Source organism: Streptomyces parvus (assembly GCF_032121415.1).
Taxonomy (GTDB): domain Bacteria; phylum Actinomycetota; class Actinomycetes; order Streptomycetales; family Streptomycetaceae; genus Streptomyces; species Streptomyces globisporus_A.
Window position 1 is genome coordinate 4,744,848 of the sequence record NZ_CP135079.1, and the last position, 19,012, is coordinate 4,763,859.

General features: G+C 71.9%; 17 protein-coding genes. 15 read left to right on the forward strand and 2 right to left on the reverse strand.

Features of this window, described 5'->3' with window-relative positions; translation table 11 throughout:
• Nucleotides 1-322: 322 nt before the first annotated feature.
• The 11 genes from RNL97_RS22545 (at nucleotide 323) to RNL97_RS22595 (ending at nucleotide 11,999) form a co-directional block, all read left to right on the forward strand.
• Nucleotides 323-703 carry a hypothetical protein gene (locus RNL97_RS22545; protein ID WP_030576875.1) on the forward strand — a complete coding sequence of 127 codons (381 nt, stop codon included), beginning with the start codon at nucleotides 323-325 and terminating at the stop codon, nucleotides 701-703.
• Nucleotides 700-1,710, forward strand: a complete 1,011-nt coding sequence (locus RNL97_RS22550; protein ID WP_313751658.1) for a glycosyltransferase family 2 protein — start codon at nucleotides 700-702, stop codon at nucleotides 1,708-1,710. Before RNL97_RS22545 ends, RNL97_RS22550 begins: the two co-directional genes overlap by 4 nt.
• Entirely contained in the window at nucleotides 1,707-2,870 is a 1,164-nt protein-coding gene (locus RNL97_RS22555) for a lysylphosphatidylglycerol synthase transmembrane domain-containing protein (RefSeq protein ID WP_313751116.1), read from the forward strand. Before RNL97_RS22550 ends, RNL97_RS22555 begins: the two co-directional genes overlap by 4 nt.
• The gene (locus RNL97_RS22560; protein WP_030576881.1) at nucleotides 2,867-4,315 is read left to right on the forward strand and encodes an aspartate aminotransferase family protein; all 1,449 of its coding nucleotides are present in this window, start codon (nucleotides 2,867-2,869) and stop codon (nucleotides 4,313-4,315) included. The genes RNL97_RS22555 and RNL97_RS22560 overlap by 4 nt, the downstream gene beginning before the upstream one ends.
• Nucleotides 4,303-5,349: an NAD-dependent epimerase/dehydratase family protein gene (locus RNL97_RS22565; RefSeq protein ID WP_030576883.1), complete on the forward strand. Its 1,047-nt coding sequence runs from the start codon at nucleotides 4,303-4,305 to the stop codon at nucleotides 5,347-5,349. Before RNL97_RS22560 ends, RNL97_RS22565 begins: the two co-directional genes overlap by 13 nt.
• A 17-nt stretch (nucleotides 5,350-5,366) precedes the next feature.
• Complete coding sequence (locus tag RNL97_RS22570) at nucleotides 5,367-6,458, forward strand: UbiA prenyltransferase family protein (protein ID WP_243315100.1); 1,092 nt, start codon at nucleotides 5,367-5,369, stop codon at nucleotides 6,456-6,458.
• Nucleotides 6,459-6,541: 83 nt separating this feature from the next.
• Nucleotides 6,542-7,573, forward strand: a complete 1,032-nt coding sequence (locus RNL97_RS22575; RefSeq protein WP_030576887.1) for a glycosyltransferase family 2 protein — start codon at nucleotides 6,542-6,544, stop codon at nucleotides 7,571-7,573.
• A complete protein-coding gene (locus tag RNL97_RS22580; RefSeq protein WP_313751117.1) occupies nucleotides 7,570-8,733 on the forward strand; it encodes an endonuclease/exonuclease/phosphatase family protein in 1,164 nt (387 codons plus the stop codon). The genes RNL97_RS22575 and RNL97_RS22580 overlap by 4 nt, the downstream gene beginning before the upstream one ends.
• Nucleotides 8,730-9,896: a glycosyltransferase family 4 protein gene (locus RNL97_RS22585; RefSeq protein WP_030576891.1), complete on the forward strand. Its 1,167-nt coding sequence runs from the start codon at nucleotides 8,730-8,732 to the stop codon at nucleotides 9,894-9,896. The genes RNL97_RS22580 and RNL97_RS22585 overlap by 4 nt, the downstream gene beginning before the upstream one ends.
• Nucleotides 9,893-11,032 carry an endonuclease/exonuclease/phosphatase family protein gene (locus RNL97_RS22590; RefSeq protein WP_030576894.1) on the forward strand — a complete coding sequence of 380 codons (1,140 nt, stop codon included), beginning with the start codon at nucleotides 9,893-9,895 and terminating at the stop codon, nucleotides 11,030-11,032. Before RNL97_RS22585 ends, RNL97_RS22590 begins: the two co-directional genes overlap by 4 nt.
• A complete protein-coding gene (locus tag RNL97_RS22595) occupies nucleotides 10,989-11,999 on the forward strand; it encodes an aldo/keto reductase (protein ID WP_030576897.1) in 1,011 nt (336 codons plus the stop codon). The genes RNL97_RS22590 and RNL97_RS22595 overlap by 44 nt, the downstream gene beginning before the upstream one ends.
• A gap of 90 nt (nucleotides 12,000-12,089) precedes the next feature.
• Here the strand turns inward: RNL97_RS22595 and RNL97_RS22600 are convergent, their stop codons facing one another.
• Nucleotides 12,090-12,854 carry a GntR family transcriptional regulator gene (locus RNL97_RS22600; protein ID WP_006127478.1) on the reverse strand — a complete coding sequence of 255 codons (765 nt, stop codon included), beginning with the start codon at nucleotides 12,852-12,854 and terminating at the stop codon, nucleotides 12,090-12,092.
• A 279-nt stretch (nucleotides 12,855-13,133) separates the two neighbouring features.
• Between RNL97_RS22600 and RNL97_RS22605 the strand changes: the two genes are divergently transcribed.
• The 4 genes from RNL97_RS22605 to RNL97_RS22620 all read left to right on the forward strand — a co-directional run bounded on the left by RNL97_RS22605 (nucleotide 13,134) and on the right by RNL97_RS22620 (nucleotide 17,954).
• Nucleotides 13,134-14,432: a sugar ABC transporter substrate-binding protein gene (locus RNL97_RS22605; RefSeq protein ID WP_030576900.1), complete on the forward strand. Its 1,299-nt coding sequence runs from the start codon at nucleotides 13,134-13,136 to the stop codon at nucleotides 14,430-14,432.
• A gap of 115 nt (nucleotides 14,433-14,547) precedes the next feature.
• On the forward strand, nucleotides 14,548-15,555 hold the full coding sequence (locus RNL97_RS22610; protein ID WP_030576903.1) for a carbohydrate ABC transporter permease: 1,008 nt from the start codon (nucleotides 14,548-14,550) through the stop codon (nucleotides 15,553-15,555).
• Nucleotides 15,552-16,415 (forward strand): carbohydrate ABC transporter permease, encoded by an 864-nt coding sequence (locus RNL97_RS22615; protein WP_030576906.1) that lies wholly within the window; start codon nucleotides 15,552-15,554, stop codon nucleotides 16,413-16,415. Before RNL97_RS22610 ends, RNL97_RS22615 begins: the two co-directional genes overlap by 4 nt.
• Before the next feature lie 9 nt (nucleotides 16,416-16,424).
• Nucleotides 16,425-17,954: a glycoside hydrolase family 3 protein gene (locus tag RNL97_RS22620; RefSeq protein WP_243315102.1), complete on the forward strand. Its 1,530-nt coding sequence runs from the start codon at nucleotides 16,425-16,427 to the stop codon at nucleotides 17,952-17,954.
• 210 nt (nucleotides 17,955-18,164) lie between these two features.
• Here the strand turns inward: RNL97_RS22620 and nagB are convergent, their stop codons facing one another.
• Nucleotides 18,165-18,950 (reverse strand): glucosamine-6-phosphate deaminase, encoded by a 786-nt coding sequence (gene nagB, locus RNL97_RS22625; protein WP_030576923.1) that lies wholly within the window; start codon nucleotides 18,948-18,950, stop codon nucleotides 18,165-18,167.
• Nucleotides 18,951-19,012: the final 62 nt, after the last annotated feature.

Sequence of the window (19,012 nt, forward strand, 5' to 3'; positions counted from 1 at the left end):
AGGCAGTCACCTGCCACCATCGCATCGTCCCAGGCCGCGGGCCCCGAAAGCGCGTTCCCCCGGCTGGCACTCTGCTGCCCCGCAGCTTTCGGCCACCCGGTAACCGTGGCCCCCCGCACGGCGATGGCGACAGGATCTGGCCGTCACAAGCCATTCACACACCGCTACGTTCCGAGGAGTTTCCCCATGCGGGCGTTCCCCCTCCCTGCCCTTCACCACACGTCGGCCGCCGCCGCCCGCGCCCTTCCGGCGGCGGCCCTGTGCGCCGCGGCGGCCCGGGACGGCTTCTCCTGGGGGTGACCCCGGAGAACGGGACGCCTCCGTGTTCCTGGTGACGGCGCTCCTCGTGCGCGCCGGGCCCCCGCGCCCCGACCGGTGGACGGCCCGGGACCTGGCCCGCTGGCTGCGCTCCCGCCACCTCCGGGCCGGACCGCACACACCCGGACCGGTCCACATGTACGTCGTCGAGGGCCCGGACGGCACGGTCCGCGCCGCGCTGTACATGGAGAGCCCCGACCCCGTCCACGCCGAACTGGCCGCGCTGGAACACCTCCTGGCGGCCCTGAGCGCCGCCCGGCCCTCCTCGCTGGACTGGCGGCCCGCCGCACTCGGCGGCGTCTCGGCCCGCCCGGGCCCGCACCGCCTCCCCGAACCGAAAGGACCGGACCCGCCATGCCACGGGAGCGCCCCTCCGTGTCAGTGATCATCCCCAACCACAACTACGAGAAGACCCTGCGGGCCTGCCTGGAATCCGTCTACGCCCAGACCCTGCGCCCGCTGGACGTCGTCGTCGTGGACGACGCCAGCACCGACGGTTCCCGCGACATCGCCCGCGCGTTCCCCTGCGTCCTGGTGGCCCGCCCGGAGAACGGCGGGGTCTCCGCCGCCCGCAACCTGGGCGTCGCCGCCTCCGCCGGCCAGGTGCTCTTCTTCCTCGACTCCGACATCGCCCTGGCGCCCGACGCGATCGAGAACGCCGTCGACCTGCTCATGGATGATCCGGAGACCGGCTGCGTCCACGGCGTCCTCGACCCCGAACCGCTCTTCGACGACGGCCCGGTCGAGGTCTACCACTGCCTGCACGCGCACTTCTGGCGCCACCGCAGCGCCGGAGTCGTCGGCACCGCCTTCTTCGCGCTGGCCGCGATCGAGCGCTCCGTCTTCGACGCGACCGGGCCCTTCGACGAGAACCTCCGCGACTCCGAGGACGTCGAGTACAGCGACCGCCTCGCCGCCACCCACCGCATCCGGCTCAGCGAGCGGGTGACCGGCCGCCACGACGACGTGGACCGGCTGCTGCCGATGCTCGCCGAGCAGTACCGCCGCTCCCAACTCCTCGTCCCCGTCGCCGCCGTGGAACGCCGGCGCGGCGGCGGACTGCGCGCCAACCGTACGGGGGGCGTCCTCGCCGCCGGGCTGGTCCCCCTCACGCTTCCGTTCGCCCTGCTCACCCCCTGGCTGCTCGCGGTGCCGCTCGCCTGCGCCGCGGCCTTCGCCCTGGCGGACGTGGGCCTGTCCCGCTTCGTGGCGCGCCGCAAGGGGTGGCTCTTCCTCATCCGCTTCACCGCGCTGCACTTCGCGGTGCATCTCGCCCTGGTGCTCGGCGCGGTGGTCGGCGGCGCGCGCTGGCTGGTGGACCCGCGCTTCGGCCCCTCGGCCCGGGGCCGCCGCGCCGTCCGCGACGATCCGGCCCCGGCGGCGGCACCGTGAGCGCCGGGGCGGACCGGGAGCCGGAAGCCCCAACGCCCGGGGGCGCGCTTCGGGAGCCCGCACGGTCCGAAGCGGCGTCGCCGGGGCCGGGGGCCGTACGGTCCGGGGGCGGGCTGCCGGAGGCCGGCCCGTCGGACGCCGTACCCCCGGACGCCGGCCCGTCGGATGCCGCGCCGCCGGACGCCGGTCCTCCCGAGGCCGCGCCAGGCCCCTCCCGGTGGGCCCGGGCGCTGCGTCCCGCCGCCGCACTCGTCCTCGTCGCGGCCACCTGCTTCGCCGTCGGCGGTTCGCTGCGCGCGGCCGGTACGGAGCTGGCCGATGCCGCCGGCCGGCCAGGGGGAGTGCTCCTGCTGGGCGCGGCCCTGGTCGCCAACGCCGCCGGACTCGTCCTGTCGATGCTCTCCTGGCGCGTCCTGGTGGTGGACGGCGGCTCCCCGGCCCGTACCAGCGACACCGCCCGCATCTTCTTCATCGGCGTCATCAGCAAGTTCGTCCCCGGCCGTATCTGGGGCGTCCTCGCCCACATCCAGCTCGGCAAGGCCGTCGGCATCGCCCCCGAGCGGATGATCGCCGCCTTCGGACTCGGCCTCGTCATCGGGATGACCACCGGGGCCGCCGCCGGACTCCTCGTCGCCCCGGCCGTGTTCGGTTCGGGCGCCTGGGCCTTCGCCCCGCTCGTACTGCTCGCGGCGGCCGCCGTGGCCCGGCCCGGCTGGGTGGGCCGGCTCGTCGCGTGGACGATGCGGCTGGCCCGCCGCCCCGCCGGGGCCGCCGACAGCTCGCCCCGCGCCCTGCGGCTGTCCATCGGCTGGGCCTGCGCCTCCTGGGCGGTCTCCGGGCTCCACCTGTGGGTCATCGCCGTCCTGCTCGGCGCCCCGCCGCTGCTCTCCCTGCCCGTCTGCGTCGGCGGCTTCGCCCTCGCCACCGTCGCCGGAAGCCTCGCCTTCGTCCTGCCCGACGGCTGGGGAGCGCGCGAGCTCGTCCTCCTCGCCCCCCTCGGCGCGGTCATGCCGCTCTCCGCCGCCACCGCCGCCGTCATCGCCAGCCGGCTCGTCTGCGTGCTCAGCGAGGTCGCCGCCACCGGCGCCGCCCTCGCCTGGGCCCGCGCCGCCGGACCCCTGCCCGCCCCCCGACCCGCGCTCCGGGAAGGAGCCGCATGACCCCCGACGCACCTCCCCTGCTCACCGTGGACGACTGCGAACGACTGTCGACGCGCCAGGTGCACGAGCTGTACCGGTCCCACGTCAACAAGAGCCAGGTCTCCCTGATGACCTCCTTCGGCTTCGGCCGCGAACTCGTCGACCACGCCGAGGGATCCTGGATCCACACCCGCGACGGACGCCGGATCCTCGACTTCACCGGCGGCGTCGGCGTCCTCAACCACGGCCACAACCACCCGCGCATCCTCGCCGCCCGCCGCCGCTTCCAGGAACAGCGCCGGATGGAGGTCCACAAGACCTACTTCTCGCCCTACATCGCCGCCCTCGGCCACAACCTCGCCCGGCTGCTCCCCGGCGACCTGAACCTCTCCTTCTTTCCCAACTCCGGGGCGGAGGCCGTCGAGGGTGCGGTGAAACTCGCGTACAAATACCACGGCGGCCGCCGCAAGCAGATCCTGCACGCCGACATCAGCTTCCACGGCAAACTGCTCGGCTCGGGCAGCCTCACCGGCAGCGCCCAGAACGCCTTCGCCTTCCCCGGCATCCCCGGCGTCTCCGCCTTCCGGTACGGCGACCTCGACTCCGTACGGCAGGCGGTCGCGGGGGCCCGCGACGCCAAGGGCCGCTGCGACGTCTACGCGATCCTCATCGAACCCTTCTCCGCGTCCACCATGACCGAGTGCTCCGAGGAGTTCCTGCGCGGGCTGCGAGAGCTGTGCACCCGGGAGAAGATCGTGCTGATCTTCGACGAGATCTACACCGGCTGGGGCAAGACCGGCAGCCTCTTCCACTTCATGCGCTACCCGGACCTGGTCCCGGACGTGGTGACCACATCGAAGTCCTTCGGCGGCGGCAAGTCCTCCATCTCCGCCTTCGTGGCCCGCGAGCCCGTCTTCCGCGCGGCGTACGACAGCCTCGGCGACGCCATGCTCCAGTCCACCAGCACCACCTACTACGGTTTCGGCGAGGAGACCGCCACCGCGCTGGAGGCCGTCAACATCGCGGTCGAGGACGACTACCCGGCCCGCGCCCGCGCCATCGAACGCGTCCTGAAACCGGGTCTGGAGAGGCTGCGCAAGCAGTACCCCGACCTCGTCGCCGACGTCCGGGGCGCCGGCGCGCTGTACGGGATCTTCCTCGACGGCGGGCCCCGCCTCCTGGACCTCGCCGCCAAGATCGCCCCCGGCGGCCTCGCCCGCGACCCGCTGCTTCGGACCAAGGTCATCACCTGCGCGGTCGTCAACGCCATGTACCACGACCACGACGTGTACATGTACTACACGCTCAACGGCCGCAGCCCCCTGGTGGCCGCCCCCTCCCTGGTCGCCGGACCGGACGAGGTGGAGATCTTCCTCGACGCCTTCGACCGGACCCTGGCCAAGGGCATGAACCGGCTCCTCACCGCCTTCTTCAAGGACAAGGCGGTGTCCCGATGGGCGGCCTGACCATCGCCGTGACCGGCGCCGCCGGCATGCTCGGCTCCCACCTCGTCGCCCGGCTCGCCGCCGACGGCCACGACGTCGTCGGGATCGACCTGCGCGACGACCCCCGGCCGCCCGCCGGAGCCCGGCACGTCGTCGCGGACATCCGGGACGGGGCCGCGCTCGCCCGTGCCTTCGACGGGGCCCACGCGCTGGTGCACTGCGCCGCCGCCCTGCCCAGCTACCCCGTCGACCAGATCCGCTCCATCACCGTCGACGGCACCCGCGCCGTCCTGACGGCCGCACAACGGGCCCGCGTCGAACGGGTCGTGCACATCTCCTCCACCGCCGTCTACGGGCTGCCGAAGCGGGTCCCCACCCCGGAGGAGCACCCCCGCGAGCCCGTCGACCCGTACAGCAGGGCCAAGGCCGGGGCCGAGGAGGTCTGCGAGGAGTTCCGGGGGCGGGGGATGTGCCTGCCGGTGCTGCGGCCCAAGACCTTCCTGGGACCCGGCCGGATGGGCCTCTTCTCGATGCTCTTCGAATGGGCCGAGGAGCGGCGCAACTTCCCCGTCCTGGGCCGGGGCGACGTCCGCATCCAGATGTTCGGCATGGCCGACCTGGTCGAGGCCGTGGTGCTCGCCCTGCACGCCCCGCCCGAGGTCGCGAACGACGTCTACAACCTGGGCGCCGCCGAATTCGGCACCCTGCGCGAGGACTTCCAGGCCGTGCTGGACGCGGCCGGACACGGCAGACGCGTGGTCCCGCTGCCGGCAGCACCGGCACTCGCGGTCCTGCGCACGCTGGAGCGCACCAGGCTCTCCCCGGTCTACGGGCGGCTGCTGTTCAAGCTCCTCGACGACAGTTACGTGGACATCGCCCGGGCCACCGAACGGCTCGGCTTCCGTCCCGCGCTCTCCAACCGGGACGCCATCCTCGGCACGTACGCGTGGTGGCGCACCCAGCGGCGGGCCGGCGCCCCCGCTCCCGGAGCCGGCCGGACCAGCCGGGACCCGTGGCGCCAAGGGGCGCTCGGCCTGGCCAAGGTCTTCTTCTGATCCCCTGGAGCCCTGCCGTGGACATCACCCGGTCGTCCCCCGCGCCCGTGCGCGTGGCGGCAGTCCCACCCGAACCCGCCGACCTCACCACTCTGCCCGAGGCGGCCGGCTTCACCGGCCTCACCCCGCCGGAACCGGCCGTCAGGACCGAGCCCTCCGCCCTGCCCGAACCCGCCTGTGCCGAGCCGCTCAAGACCCCGTCCCCGGGCGGCGCACGGCAGCGCTACCGGAACCGGCCGCGCGATCTCCTCGCGCTCCTGCGCCCCGGCCAGTGGGTCAAGAATCTGGCCGTCGTCCCGCTCGCCCTCCTCGACATCCACCCCTGGGGGCCCGCAGCCCTCCTGCGCACCGGCTGGGCGATCCTCGGCTTCGTCCTCGCCTCCGCCATCGTCTACGTCGTCAACGACGTCGCCGACCGGGAGCGGGACCGGCTGCACCCGGTCAAACGCCACCGCCCGCTCGCCTCCGGCCGGGTCTCCCCGGCCGCCGCCACCGCCCTGACCGGGCTCCTCGCCCTCACGCTGACCGGCTGGGCGGTGGCCGGACCCGCCTGGCTGTGGTGGCCCACCGCCCTCTACCTGGCGCTCAGCCTCGCGTACTCCCAGGGGCTCAAACACGTACCGCTGGTGGACGCGTTCATCGTGGCGGCCGGCTTCGTCCTCCGGTTCCTCCAAGGGGCGCTGCTCGTCGGCGCCCGGCCCTCCGAATGGCTGGCCCTCTGCGTCTTCTCGCTCTGCCTGATGCTGGCGCTCGGCAAACGCCGCCACGAGATGACGGCGGCGGGCCGTGCCCACCGCCCCGCCCTGCGCGGCTACACGCTCGCCTTCCTCGACCACCTGGTCGTCCTGGTCGCCGTGCTGACGGCCGTCAGTTACGTGCTCTACCTCCGCGACGACGCGTCCCTCGCCGCCGGGGCCTCCTTCGTCACCCTGCTCTCCGCCCCCTGCGCCGTCTTCGGCCTCGCCCGCTACCTCCAGCTCCTCCTGGTCGAGGAGGGCGGCGGCAACCCCGTCCACGCCCTGTTCCGGGACCGCGCGACCCTCGTCAACGCAGGACTCTGGGCGCTCCTCGTCAGCTTCGCCCTCCTCCTCCCGCACCCGTCCGGCTGACCTTCCCGTTCCGTCCGCCCGGCCCCTCGCTCCCGTCCGCCGGCCCCGCCCGCATCCGCCCTCCGACCGCCCGAAGGCGTCCCATGAACCGGAAGCACCCCCTCGTCTCCGTCGTCATCCCCAACTACAACTACGGCCGCGCCCTGGAACTCTGCCTGCGCGCCGCCCTGGCCCAGACCTACGAGCCCCTGGAGGTGCTCCTCGTCGACGACTGCTCCACCGACGACTCCGTCGCCGTCGCCGAGGCCTGCGGTGTCCGGGTGATCAGTACCGGCGTCAACAGCGGGGTCGCGACCACCCGCAACACCGGGGCCGCCCACGCCAGGGGCGAGATCATCGTGTTCGTCGACTCCGACGTGGCGATGGAACCGGACGCGGTCGCAGGCGCGGTCGCCCTGCTCGACTCCGACCCGCGCATCGGCGCGGTCTGCGGCACCTACGACGCCGAACCCCTCATCCGCGACAGCCTGATCGAGGAGTACCGCTGCCTGCACCAGTTCTACTGGCTGGCAGAGACCGAGGGCCGCATCGGCACCCTGCACACCGCGATCTGCGCCATGCCCGCCCGGGTCTTCGCCGAGATCGGCCCCTTCAACCCCCGGCTGCGCCACACCGAGGACGGCGACTACGCCGCCCGCATCTGCCGGAGTTACGAGGTCCACAGCTCCACCACCGTCAGGGGCCGGCACGACCACGACGACACCTGGCGGGTCGTGCTGCGCAAGGTCTTCCACCGCACCCGGCTGCACATCCCGCTGTACGTGCGCCGGGGCGACCTCCCCGGCGGCATCGCCACCGGCCCCCGGGCCGGGGCCAGCATCGCGGCCCTTCTCGCCCTGGTCACCCTGCCGCTCGGCCTGATCGCCGCGCCGTGGCTGCTCGTCCCGGCCGCCCTCCTCGCCCTCGCCCTGGTCGCGGACACCGCCCTGTACCGCTTCGTCCTGCGCCGTCGGGGCCCCCTGTTCGCCGCCTACTTCGCCTTCGCGCACACCGTGGTCAACGCGGCCATCGCGGTGGGCGCGGGCGTCGGCGCCCTCCAGTGGCTGGCCTCCCGCCGCTTCCGCCGCCTGTACGAGCCGGGCACTCACCTCGCGCCGGTACGGGTCACGCCGTGACGGGGACCCTGGCGGCGGAGAGCGGAGCCCCTGCGGACCCGGACGCGTATCCACCGGCCGGGCGGGGAAGGACGGAGCGCCGGTGGCCCGGTCGGCTGCTGCTCGCCGTCGCCGTCCTGTGGGCCGTGTTCGTCGCCGCCCGCGCGCTCCTCAGCGGCCGGTGGTGGGTGTGGAACGGGTTCGGTCTCGCCCCGCCCGTCCTCCATCTGCTCTTCCCGCTCGTCCTGCTGATCCCTGCCGCGCTGATCCGGTACCGGCGGCGGGCGGCCGTAAGCGCCGTCCTGGTCTCGCTGCTTCTGGGCTCCTGGCAGACCGGGCTGCACCCCGGGGCGCTGCTGCGCGGACAGCCCGCCGTGCCCCCGAACGCCCTGAAGGTGGTCAACTGGAACACCTTCTTCTGGGACCAGGACAGCGACAGCGACGCCTTCTACGCCTACCTGAAGTCCCACTCCGCCGACGTCTACCTCCTCCAGGAGTACCAGAACGCCCAGGGCGACGAACCGGCCCCGGTCGACGATCTGGCCCGGCTCCGCAGGGAGTTCCCCGGCTTCCACATCGCCACCGAGGGGGAGTTCCTCACCCTGTCCCGCTTCCCGGTCACCTCGATGCGGGCGCTGCGCCCCGACGGTCTCGCCCCGCCCGACACCTCCTGGGCCGACTACTGGAACATCCGCGTCCTGCGCACCGACATCGACGTGGACGGCGAGACCCTGTCCCTCTACAACACGCACCTGCCCGACCTGCTGAACGTCGACCGCAACCCCCTGACCGCCGCCTACCACCGCTCCGTACGGCAGCTCGCCGACCGCCGCGACCGCCACTTCCGGGCCCTGCGCGACGACCTCGACGCCAACGAGAACCCGGTGGTCCTCGCCGGGGACCTCAACGTGCTGCCGGGCACCGGGGATCTGCGCTGGTTCGACGGGCTGCGGGACGCCGCCGACGCCGGGGACTCGGTGTACCCGGCGACGTTCCCGGTGCGCGGCCCGGCCCTCTGGCGGCTCGACTGGGCGTTCGTCTCACCCCGCATCGACCTGCACCGGCAGTCCGTCCAGGACCCGCCCGCCGCGCTCTCCACCCACCGGCTAATCGAGCTGGACCTCTCCCTGCCCGCCTCCGGGGCCACCGCCGCCCCGGCCACCGAGAAGGACCGGTCATGACCCGGCGCTCCGCGCGCTCTCCCCGCTTCGACGTGACGATCGTGCTCACCTACTACCTCCCGTACACCAGCGGCCTCACCGAAGTGGCCCGCACGGTCGCCGAGGGGCTGGCTGCCCGGGGCCGCCGGGTCGCCGTCGTCGCCTGCCGCCACGAACCCGGACACCCCGCGCGGGAAACGGTGAACGGCGTCGAGGTCTTCCGCGCCCCGGTCGTCGCCCGGCTCGGGCGGGGCGTGATCAGCCCCGGGTTCGCCCCGCTCGCCGGACGGATCGCGCGCGCCTCCCGGGCCGTCAACCTCCATCTGCCGATGCTGGAGGCCGGGCTCGTCGCCCGGCTCGCCGGGGACACCCCGGTCGTCGCCACCCACCACGACGACGTCTGGCTGGCCGGCGGGGCGCTCGCCCCGCTCCAGGTGAAGGTGGTCGACGCATCGGTGGCCGGGGCGCTGCGCCGATCGGCCGTCGTCGTCGTCAACAACGTGGACCACGCGGAGCATTCGCGCCACTGGCCCCTGATGCGCGAGCGCCGGCTGCTGGCCATCGCCCCGCCCTGCCGGGAGCGTGAGCCCGCGCCGGCCGCCTTCCGCGAGACGACGGGCCCGCACATCGGCTTCCTCGGCCGGATCGCTCCGGAGAAGGGCCTGCACCACCTGGTCGACGCCTTCCGGACCCTCCCGGACCCCGACGCCCGGCTGCTGATCGCGGGCGACTACTCCAAGGTCGCCGGCGGCAGCGTCGTCGGGGCGCTGCGCACCCGCGCCGGAACCGACTCCCGCATCCGCTTCACCGGCTTTCTCCGCGACGACCAAGTGGCGGGCTTCTACGCCTCGTTGGACGCCTTCGCCCTGCCGTCCGTCGCGGAGGAGTCCTTCGGCATCTCCCAGGCCGAGGCGATGATGCTCGGCGTCCCCTCGGTCGCGAGCGACGCCCCGGGGATGCGCGTCCCGGTGACGGAGACGGGTTTCGGCCGACTCTTCCCGCCCGGCGACGCCCACGCCCTGGCCGCGGCCCTGCGCGAGGTGGCCGCGTACCCCTCGGAGCGCCGCGCCGAGGGCGGCCGCGACGCCCGCGCCCGGTACGGGACGGACCACTGCCTGGACGCCTACGACGCCCTGTTCCGGGATGCCGCGGCACTGCGGGGGGTCCAGGGAGCCCCCGCGTGAGGACCGTCGCCGCCGGCGGGGCCCTGGCGAACGCGGCTTTGGGGGAGGCGGGCCGGCCGCTCTGGGCGGCGCTGACCTGGGCCGGGTTTCTCGCCGCCCACCTCGCCCTCAACGGCCGCTGGTGGTTCTGGCTGCTGCCCTCGTTGCTGCCCCCGCCCCTGTTCGTCGCGGTGCCCGCCCTGCTCATGGCGCTCGCCGGGGCGACGGGGGACCTCGTGGCCGGGGCGGTGGCGGGCGCGGCCCTGCTGATCGGGGCCCGGCAGTCCGGTCTGGTGCCCGGCGCGCTGGTACGGGGAGCGCGCCGCCCACCGCCGGACGGGGCGGTGCGGATCGTCTCCTGGAACACCCAGCACTGGTGCCAGAGCACCGACCCCGAGCCGTTCTACGCCTTTCTGCGCGGACTCGACGCCGACGTCTACCTCCTCCAGGAGTACCACCACGACCGGTTCAACGGCACCTACCGGCTGATCGACGACGAGCGGCGGCTGCGCGCGGCCTTCCCCCGCCACGAGGCCGTCATCGCCCGGGGGCTGATCACCCTGACCCGGCTGCCGGTCGCCGCGACCGTCGAGACGGCCGCCCGCCGGACCCTGCGGGTGGATCTGGAGATGCCCGGCGACGGTCGGATTCTCGCCACGTTCAATGTCCACATCCCGGTACAGCTGCGGCTGATCAGCCCGTTGCGCGCAGACTTCTACCGCGCGGTCCGCTCCCGGGCCGCCGACCGGGAGCAGGAGTTCCGGGGACTCCTCGCGGACGTCGCCGGCTGCCCCCATCCGGCTCTGATCGCCGGGGACTTCAACACCACCGCCGCGATCGGGGACGCCCGCCGCATCGCCCGCCTGGGCGCCGATGCCGTCGCCCTGGCCGGAAAGCTGTGCCCCGTCTCCTGGCAGGCTCGCCCGGGCCTGCGCTGGTGGCGGCTGGACTGGGTGCTCAGTACACCGGGTGCGCGCGTCCACAGCTACCGCTTCCGCGATCCGCGCGGACTGTCCGACCACTGCGTCCAGGAGGTGTCCGTGTCGCTTGCCGAACCGGGCCACCGGCCACCGCCCGGCCTCCATGCCAACCACCACGACGAAGGAACCCACCATGCGTTACCGCTACCTCGGCAAGACCGGCCTGCGGGTCAGTGAACTCTGCCTGGGCGCCATGACGTTCGGCCGGGAGGCCGACGAGACCACCAGCCATGCCCTGCTGGACCGCTTCACCGAGGCGGGCGGCACCTTCGTGGACACCGCCGACATCTACTCCGCCGGTGCCTCCGAGGAGATCCTCGGCCGCTGGCTGAAGAGACAGCGCCGCGACGACGTGGTGATCGCCACCAAGGTGCGGTACGGCACGGGGGAGGGCCCCAACGACCGCGGCCTGGGCCGCAACCACCTGATCGCCGGGGTCGAGTCGAGCCTGCGCCGGCTGGGCACCGACCACATCGACCTCTACCAGGTGCACGCCTGGGACCCCGGCACCCCGCTGGAGGAGACCCTCGCAACCCTGGACACCCTCGTCACCTCGGGCAAGGTGCGCTACATCGGGGCCAGCAACTTCTCCGGCTGGCAGCTCCAGAAGGCCGTCGACCTCAGCCGGGAACACGGCTGGGAGCCTTTCACCGCCCTTCAGCCGCTCTACAACCTGCTGGACCGCTCCGCCGAGTGGGAGCTGCTGGAGGTCAGCCGCAACGAGGGCCTCGGTGTCATCCCGTGGAGCCCGCTGCGCGGCGGTTGGCTGAGCGGCGCGATCCGGCGCGGCACGGAACGGCCTCCCACGGGCACCCGGGTGGAGACGGCCGAGCGGCTCGGCTGGGGCGAGTCCTGGAGCGCGTACGAGGGCGACGAGCGCACCTGGCGGGTGCTGGACGCCCTGCACGAGGTCGCCGACCGCACGTGCCTCGCGGTGCCGGTGGTGGCCCTCGCCTGGCTGCTCGGCCGCCCCGGGGTCACCGCCCCCATCGTGGGCGCGCGCACCCTGGAGCAGCTGGAGACCAACCTGGGCGCCGCCGACCTGGACCTCGACCCGGCCGACGCGGCCCTGCTGACCGCGGCGAGCGACCAGGTGCTCCCGTACCCGTACAGCGTGATCGAGACGGACCCCGAGCTGCGCTGACGCGCCTCGCGTGACCGAAAACGGGCGGTGGCCCGGGGAGTCGGTCCCCGGGCCACCGCCCTGTGTCCATCGCGCCTGTGCCTGCGGCTCTCAGTCCGTCGGACGCTTGAGGCGCGCCACGAACTTGTAGCGGTCGCCCCGGTACACCGAGCGCACCCACTCCACCGGTTCGCCCTGGCCGTCCACGGAGTGGCGGGACAGCATCAGCATCGGAAGACCCACGTCGGTGCCCAGCAGACCCGCTTCCCGGGGCGTGGCGAGCGAGGTCTCGATGGTCTCCTCCGCCTCGGCGAGGCGGACGTCGTACACCTCGGCGAGCGCGGTGTAGAGCGAGGTGTACTTCACCAGCGAACGGCGCAGCGCCGGGAAGCGTTTGGCCGAAAGATGCGTGGTCTCGATCGCCATCGGCTCGCCGCTGGCGAGCCGCAGCCGCTCGATGCGCAGCACCCGGCCGCCCGTCGAGATGTCCAGCAGACCGGCGAGCGTGTCGTCCGCCGTGACATAGCCGATATCCAGCAGTTGGGACGTCGGCTCCAGTCCCTGGGCACGCATGTCCTCGGTGTACGAGGTGAGCTGGAGGGCCTGGGAGACCTTCGGCTTGGCGACGAAGGTGCCCTTGCCCTGGATGCGCTCCAGCCGTCCCTCGACGACCAGTTCCTGGAGCGCCTGGCGCACGGTGGTGCGCGAGGTGTCGAACTCGGCGGCCAGGGTGCGTTCGGGCGGCACCGGGGTGCCCGGCGGCAGGGTGTCCGTCATGTCGAGGAGATGCCGCTTGAGCCGGTAGTACTTCGGTACGCGCGCCGTGCGCGTACCGGTACCGGTCTCGCTCCCCGTACTGCCCCCGTCGGCACTCATGGCCCGCCTTCCCGACGCTTGCGTTGCTGCCGTCACCGGCTCCTCCGTCTGTCGCGGCTCACATGGTGGCACGGTCCGGTCACGGGTCGTCGCCCTCCCTTAGGTGTCGGTCCTATAACGGACGCGAGTGCACTTCTTATACACCCTTGACACCCCTAAAGGTCTAGGCCAAGCTCCCGGTACTGGTCTAAACCATTAAAGACCAGGTCCAGCCCCAGCAGAACTCGTCGAATGTCTTCGCGGTGGGTGGGGTTGCAGCATCCCTGAGGAGGGTTTGACGTGAAGCGCAAGCTCATCGCGGCGATCGGTGTCGCGGGCATGTTGGTTTCGGTCGCGGCGTGTGGTTCGGATGACAAGAATTCGTCCGCCGACCCCAAGGACCGCAAGGAAACCCTGACCGTCTGGCTCATGGGCGAGGCCCAGTCCACCTGGCCGGAGCTGGTCAAGGACGTCAACGCCGAGTTCAACAAGAAGTACCCGGGCGTCACGGTCAAGGTTCAGTACCAGCAGTGGGCCGACAAGGTCAAGAAGCTGGACACCTCCCTCGGTGGCGACAAATTCCCGGACGTTGTCGAACTCGGCAACACCGAGACCATGCAGTACATCCTCAATGGTGCGCTCGGAGAAATCGACCCCAAGAAGTACGAGAACTCGGACACCTGGATCAAGGGTCTGAAGGACACGTGTTCCTTCGAGGGCAAGACCTACTGCGTTCCTTACTACGCGAGCGCCCGTCTCGCCGTGTACAACAAGGACATGCTGAAGGCGGGCACCGGCAGCGACGTCCTCCCGCAGACCGAGGACGAGTTCCTCGCCGCGATGGACAAGGTCGGCGCCGAGCTGGGCAAGAAGGACAAGCGCGCCTCCTCCCTCTACTTCCCGGGCCGTTACTGGTACGCCGCGATGTCGTACGTCGCCGCCTACGGTGGCCAGATAGCCACCTACGACGAGGGCAGCAAGGAGTGGAAGGCCGCGCTCTCCACCCCCGAGGCGCAGAAGGGCCTGCAGCACTTCGTCGACCTGGTCAAGAAGTACAACAAGGCCGACGTGACGAAGGACGAGCAGGACCACGCCAACGTCATGGCCAACGAGAAGGCCGCCGTGATCTACGGCCAGGCCTGGGAGGCCGGCAGCGTCACCACGGGCGAGAACGGCAACCCGAAGCTCGAGGGCAAGATCGCCACGGCCGGTATGCCCGGCCCCGAGGGCAAGGCCCTCCCGTCCTTCATCGGCGGCTCGGACCTCGCGACCATCTCCAAGTCCAAGGTCCAAGACCTCGGCGAGGAGTGGATCTCCCTCTTCACCAACGCGAAGTCCATGGAGGTCCTCGCGTCGAAGAACATCCTTCCCAACAACGAGAAGCAGCTCGAACCGCTGAAGCAGAAGCCGGAGACCGCCGCCATCGCCAACGCGGTGCCGGACGCCTGGTTCACGCCGATCGCGCCGGGCTGGGCCTCCGTCGAGAAGGAGGAGATCCTCCAGAACATGCTCCTGGAGATCGTCAAGGGTGCCTCCGTCGCCGACGCCAGCAAGAAGGCCGACGAGAAGATCAACGCGCTGATCAACAAGGAATCCTGACCTTCCGATCGCCAGGCGGGGGCCCGGCACCAGTGCCGGGCCCCCGCGCCTTTCCCGCAAGAGAACGCCGTGAATTCCGGGGCCCGCCCCGGACCCGCGATGGAAGGTCAGCCACGTGTCTGCCGCTGATACCAAGGCCGCCGGGCCGCCGGTCCCCGTACCACCCGACCCGCAGGCGATCCGCAAGTCGTCCCCCGACGACGATGCGCCCCGGGTGCAGAAGAGGAAGCGGAAGAAGGGTGAACTCCTCCCCTACTTCCTGATCCTCCCGGCGATCGTGGCGATCGCCGCCGTCTACCTCTACCCCCTCGGCAAGACGGTCATCATGTCCTTCCAGGACATGGGCCGCCGCGAGCTGTGGACCGGCGACCCCGCCCCCTGGGTCGGCTTCGAGCAGTTCACCAACATCCTGGGTGACTCCGAGTTCTGGTGGGTCACCTTCCGCACGGTCGTCTTCATGGCCATCTGCGTGACCCTGACCATGGGCATCGGCCTGCTGGTCGCCCTGCTCATGCGCAAGCTCTCCACCTGGGTCCGGCTGGTGCTCACCGCCTGCCTCATCGCCGCCTGGTCGATGCCGCTGATGGTCGCCGCCTCGATCTTCCGCTTCATGGCCGACTCCGACTACGGCCTGATCAACACCCTGATCGCCAAGGTCGTCGGCGAGGACTGGCTCGGACACAACTGGTACCTCAACCCCGTCCAGGGCTTCGGCATCATCACGCTGCTGGTCGTCTGGGGCGCCATCCCGTTCGTCGTCGTCACCCTGTACGCCGCCCTCACCCAGGTCCCCCAGGAACTGGAGGAGGCCGCCGCGCTCGACGGCGCCAGCGCCTACGGCATCTACAAGTTCGTCACCTGGCCGGTCATCAAGCCGGTCTTCACCATGGTCGCCACCCTCTCGGTGATCTGGGACTTCAACGTCTTCGGCCAGATCTGGCTGCTGCGCGGCAACAAGCCCGAGCCGGAGTACGAGACCCTCGGCCTCTACTCCTACTCCAAGGCGTTCGAGTCCACTTCCTTCAGCCAGGGCACCGCCATCGCTCTGATCACGGTGCTGCTGCTGTCCGGCGTGGCCGTGTACTACCTGCGCCAGCTCATGAAGACGGGAGAGGTCGAATGAGCAGCTCGACCCAGACGACACAGGCGCTGCGGCCCGACCGCAAGAAGAGCCGGCTCCACTTCGACCTGCTCGGCCTCGGCATCGCCCTGGTCATGGTCTTCCCGGTCTACTGGCTGGTCATCAGCGCCCTGCGGCCCAACCGGGAGATCCGCAGCTACGACCAGACGCTCTGGCCCACGTCGATCACCTTCGACAACTTCGTCCGGGCCACCGAGCAGCCGAACTTCGCCACCGCCATCCAGTCCAGCCTGATCGTCGCGGTCACCGCGGTGGTCGGCGGCATGATCATCGCGACGCTGGCGGCCCTGGCGATCGGCCGGTTCCGGTTCTTCGGCCGCAAGGCCCTGGTCCTGATCATGATCCTGGTCCAGATGCTGCCGCCGACGGCGATGCTCATCCCCATCTACGCCCAGCTCAACGCGATGGGCGGGATCGACGAGTACTGGGGCCTGATCGTCGTCTACCTCGTCTCCACGCTGCCCTTCGCCACCATCATGATCCGCGGCTTCGTCGTGAACATCCCGGTGGAGCTGGAGGAGTCCGCGATGGTGGACGGCTGCACCCGGTTCCAGGCCTTCCGCCGGGTGATCTTCCCGCTGCTCGCCCCCGGGCTCGCCGCCGCGTCGATCTTCGCCCTGGTGAACGCGTGGAACGAGTACCTCTTCGCGTACATCCTGATCAACGACAACTCCAAGTACACGCTGAACGTCTGGCTGATGACGTTCACGACCGAGCGCGGAACGGACTACGGCGCCCTCATGGCCGCATCGACCATGATCGCCCTCCCCGTCGTCGTGTTCTTCATGATCATCCAGAAGAAGATGGCCGCAGGCCTCACTTCCGGCGCCGTGAAGGGATAGTGCGGGCTCATGACCACCCTCGTCTCCACCACGGACACGGTGACGCGCGACGCGCTCGCCGTGCTCCAGCCCGGGTTCACCGGAACCACCGCACCGGACTGGCTGCTGCGCCGCGTCGGTGAGGGCCTCGCCTCCGTGGGCCTGTTCGGCCGCAACATCACCTCGCCCGATCAGCTCACCGCGCTCACCGCGCGGCTGCGCGCCGAGCGGGACGACGTCCTCGTCGCCATCGACGAGGAGGGCGGGGACGTGACCCGCCTGGAGGTCACGCACGGCTCCTCGTTCCCCGGCAACTTCGCGCTCGGCTCGGTGGACGACGTCCACCTGACCCGGGCCGTCGCCCAGGAGCTCGGCCGCCGGCTCGCCGAGTGCGGCGTCAACCTCAACTGGGCGCCGTCCGCCGACGTCAACTCCAACCCGGGCAACCCGGTCATCGGCGTACGCTCCTTCGGCGCCGACACCCGGCTGGCCGCCCGGCACACCGCCGCGTACATCGAGGGGCTCCAGGCCGCCGGCGTCGCCGCCTGCACCAAGCACTTCCCCGGACACGGCGACACCGCGGTCGACTCGCACCTCGCGATGCCCCGCATCGATGTGGACCTCGACACCTTGCACGCCCGTGAGCTGGTCCCCTTCCGGGCGGCCATCGCCGCGGGTTCCAAATCGGTGATGAGCGCGCATATCCTGCTTCCCGCACTCGATCCGGACCGCCCGGCGACCCTGAGCCCGCAGATCCTCACCGGTCTGCTGCGCCAGGAGCTGGGTTACGACGGCCTGATCGTCACGGACGCCGTGGAGATGGACGCCATCGCCGGTGCGTACGGAATCGAGCGCGGGTCCGTCCTCGCCCTCGCGGCGGGTGCCGACGCCATCTGTGTGGGCGGCGGCCTGGCCGACGAGGAGACGGTGCTGCGGCTGCGCGACGCCCTCGTCGCGGCCGTGCGCAGCGGGGAACTGACCGAGGAGCGGCTCGCCGACGCGGCCGCCCGTGTACGAGCCCTGGCGTCCTGGACGCAGAGGGTTCGGGGGGACATCCGGGAGTCGGGCGCGGCAGTGCAGGAGGGGACCGCGCCCGGCACCGGAGTCAGCTCCGACATCGGTCTGATCGCCGCCCGCCGCGCGGTCCGGGTGACCGGCTCCGGCGACCGGCTGACCGAGGCGGCGTACGTGGCCTCGTTCGGCGCGGAGGCGAACATCGCGGTCGGCGACGAGACCCCGTGGGGCATCGCGGCCGAACTGGAGCGGATCCTGCCCGGCACCGGCACGGACACCTACACCGCCGGGACCACCGCCGTGGCGGACGCGGTCCTGGCAGCGGCGGGGGAGCGGCGCATCGTCGCCGTGGTCCGCGACGAGCACCGCCACGCCTGGATGGGCGCGGCGCTCGACGCCCTGCTGGCCGCCCGCCCCGACACGATCGTGGTCGAGATGGGCCTGCCCCAGTCGGACCCCCGGGGCGCCCTGCACATAGCGACCCACGGCGCGGCAAGGGTCTGCGGAACAGCAGCGGCGGAAGCGCTGACCGGCACGGAGTCCTGACCTGATCCGGGCCGGCGGCCAAAGCTCCTGGCCCGGCCGGAAAGCAAGCCCGTCCGGCGCCGCACGTCAAAGCGCCGGCCGGCCGCAGTCAAGCCCGTCCGGCGATCGAGGACAGAGCCTCCCGCCGGACGGGCTGCACCACACGGCGAAGGGCCGGGACGCCACAACGGCGTCCCGGCCCTTCGCCGTACAGGACCAAGGGGCGAAGCCCTACAGCCCCTGCCACCCCGGCTTCGCCGCATACGTGGCCCGGAAGTAGTCCGCCAGCTTCAGCTTCGACGCCGCGGCCTCGTCCACCACCACCGTCGCGTGCGGGTGCAGCTGGAGCGCCGAGGCGGGCACGATCGAGGCGACCGGCCCCTCCACCGTCTGGGCGACGGCCTCCGCCTTGCCCTCGCCGGTGGCCAGCAGGATCGGATGCCGGGCGTCCAGGATCGTCCCGATGCCCTGCGTGATCACATGGTGCGGAACCTGCTCGATGTCGTCGTCGAAGAAGCGCGCGTTGTCCACCCGGGTCTGCTCGGTCAGCGTCTTGATCCGGGTGCGCGAGGCGAGCGAGGAGCACGGCTCGTTGAAGCCGATGTGCCCGTCCGTGCCGATGCCCAGCAGCTGGAGGTCGACGCCGCCGGCCTCCGCCAGCGCCCGGTCGTACGCCTCGCAGGCCGCCTGGACGTCCTCGGCCGAGCCGTCGGGGCCCATGAAGGAGGACTCGGAGAGCCCGAGCGGCTCGACGACCTCGCGCAGCACCACGGAGCGGTACGACTCCGGGTGGCCCGCGGGCAGCCCGACGTACTCGTCGAGCTGGCAGATCCGGGCGCGCGAGGCGTCGACCGCGCCGGAGGCGACCTTCGACGCGAGCGCGCGGTAGATGGGCAGCGGGGTCGAGCCGGTGGCAACGCCGAGCAGGGCGTCGGGCTTGCGGCGGAGCAGCGCGGCGATGGCCTCCGCGATCAGTTCGCCGCCTGCCGTGGCGTCCGGGACGATGACAACTTCCACGCTGTGCCTGCCGATCTGACTAGAGGAGGAGGTGGTATAGACCAATCAAACTCCAATTTAGC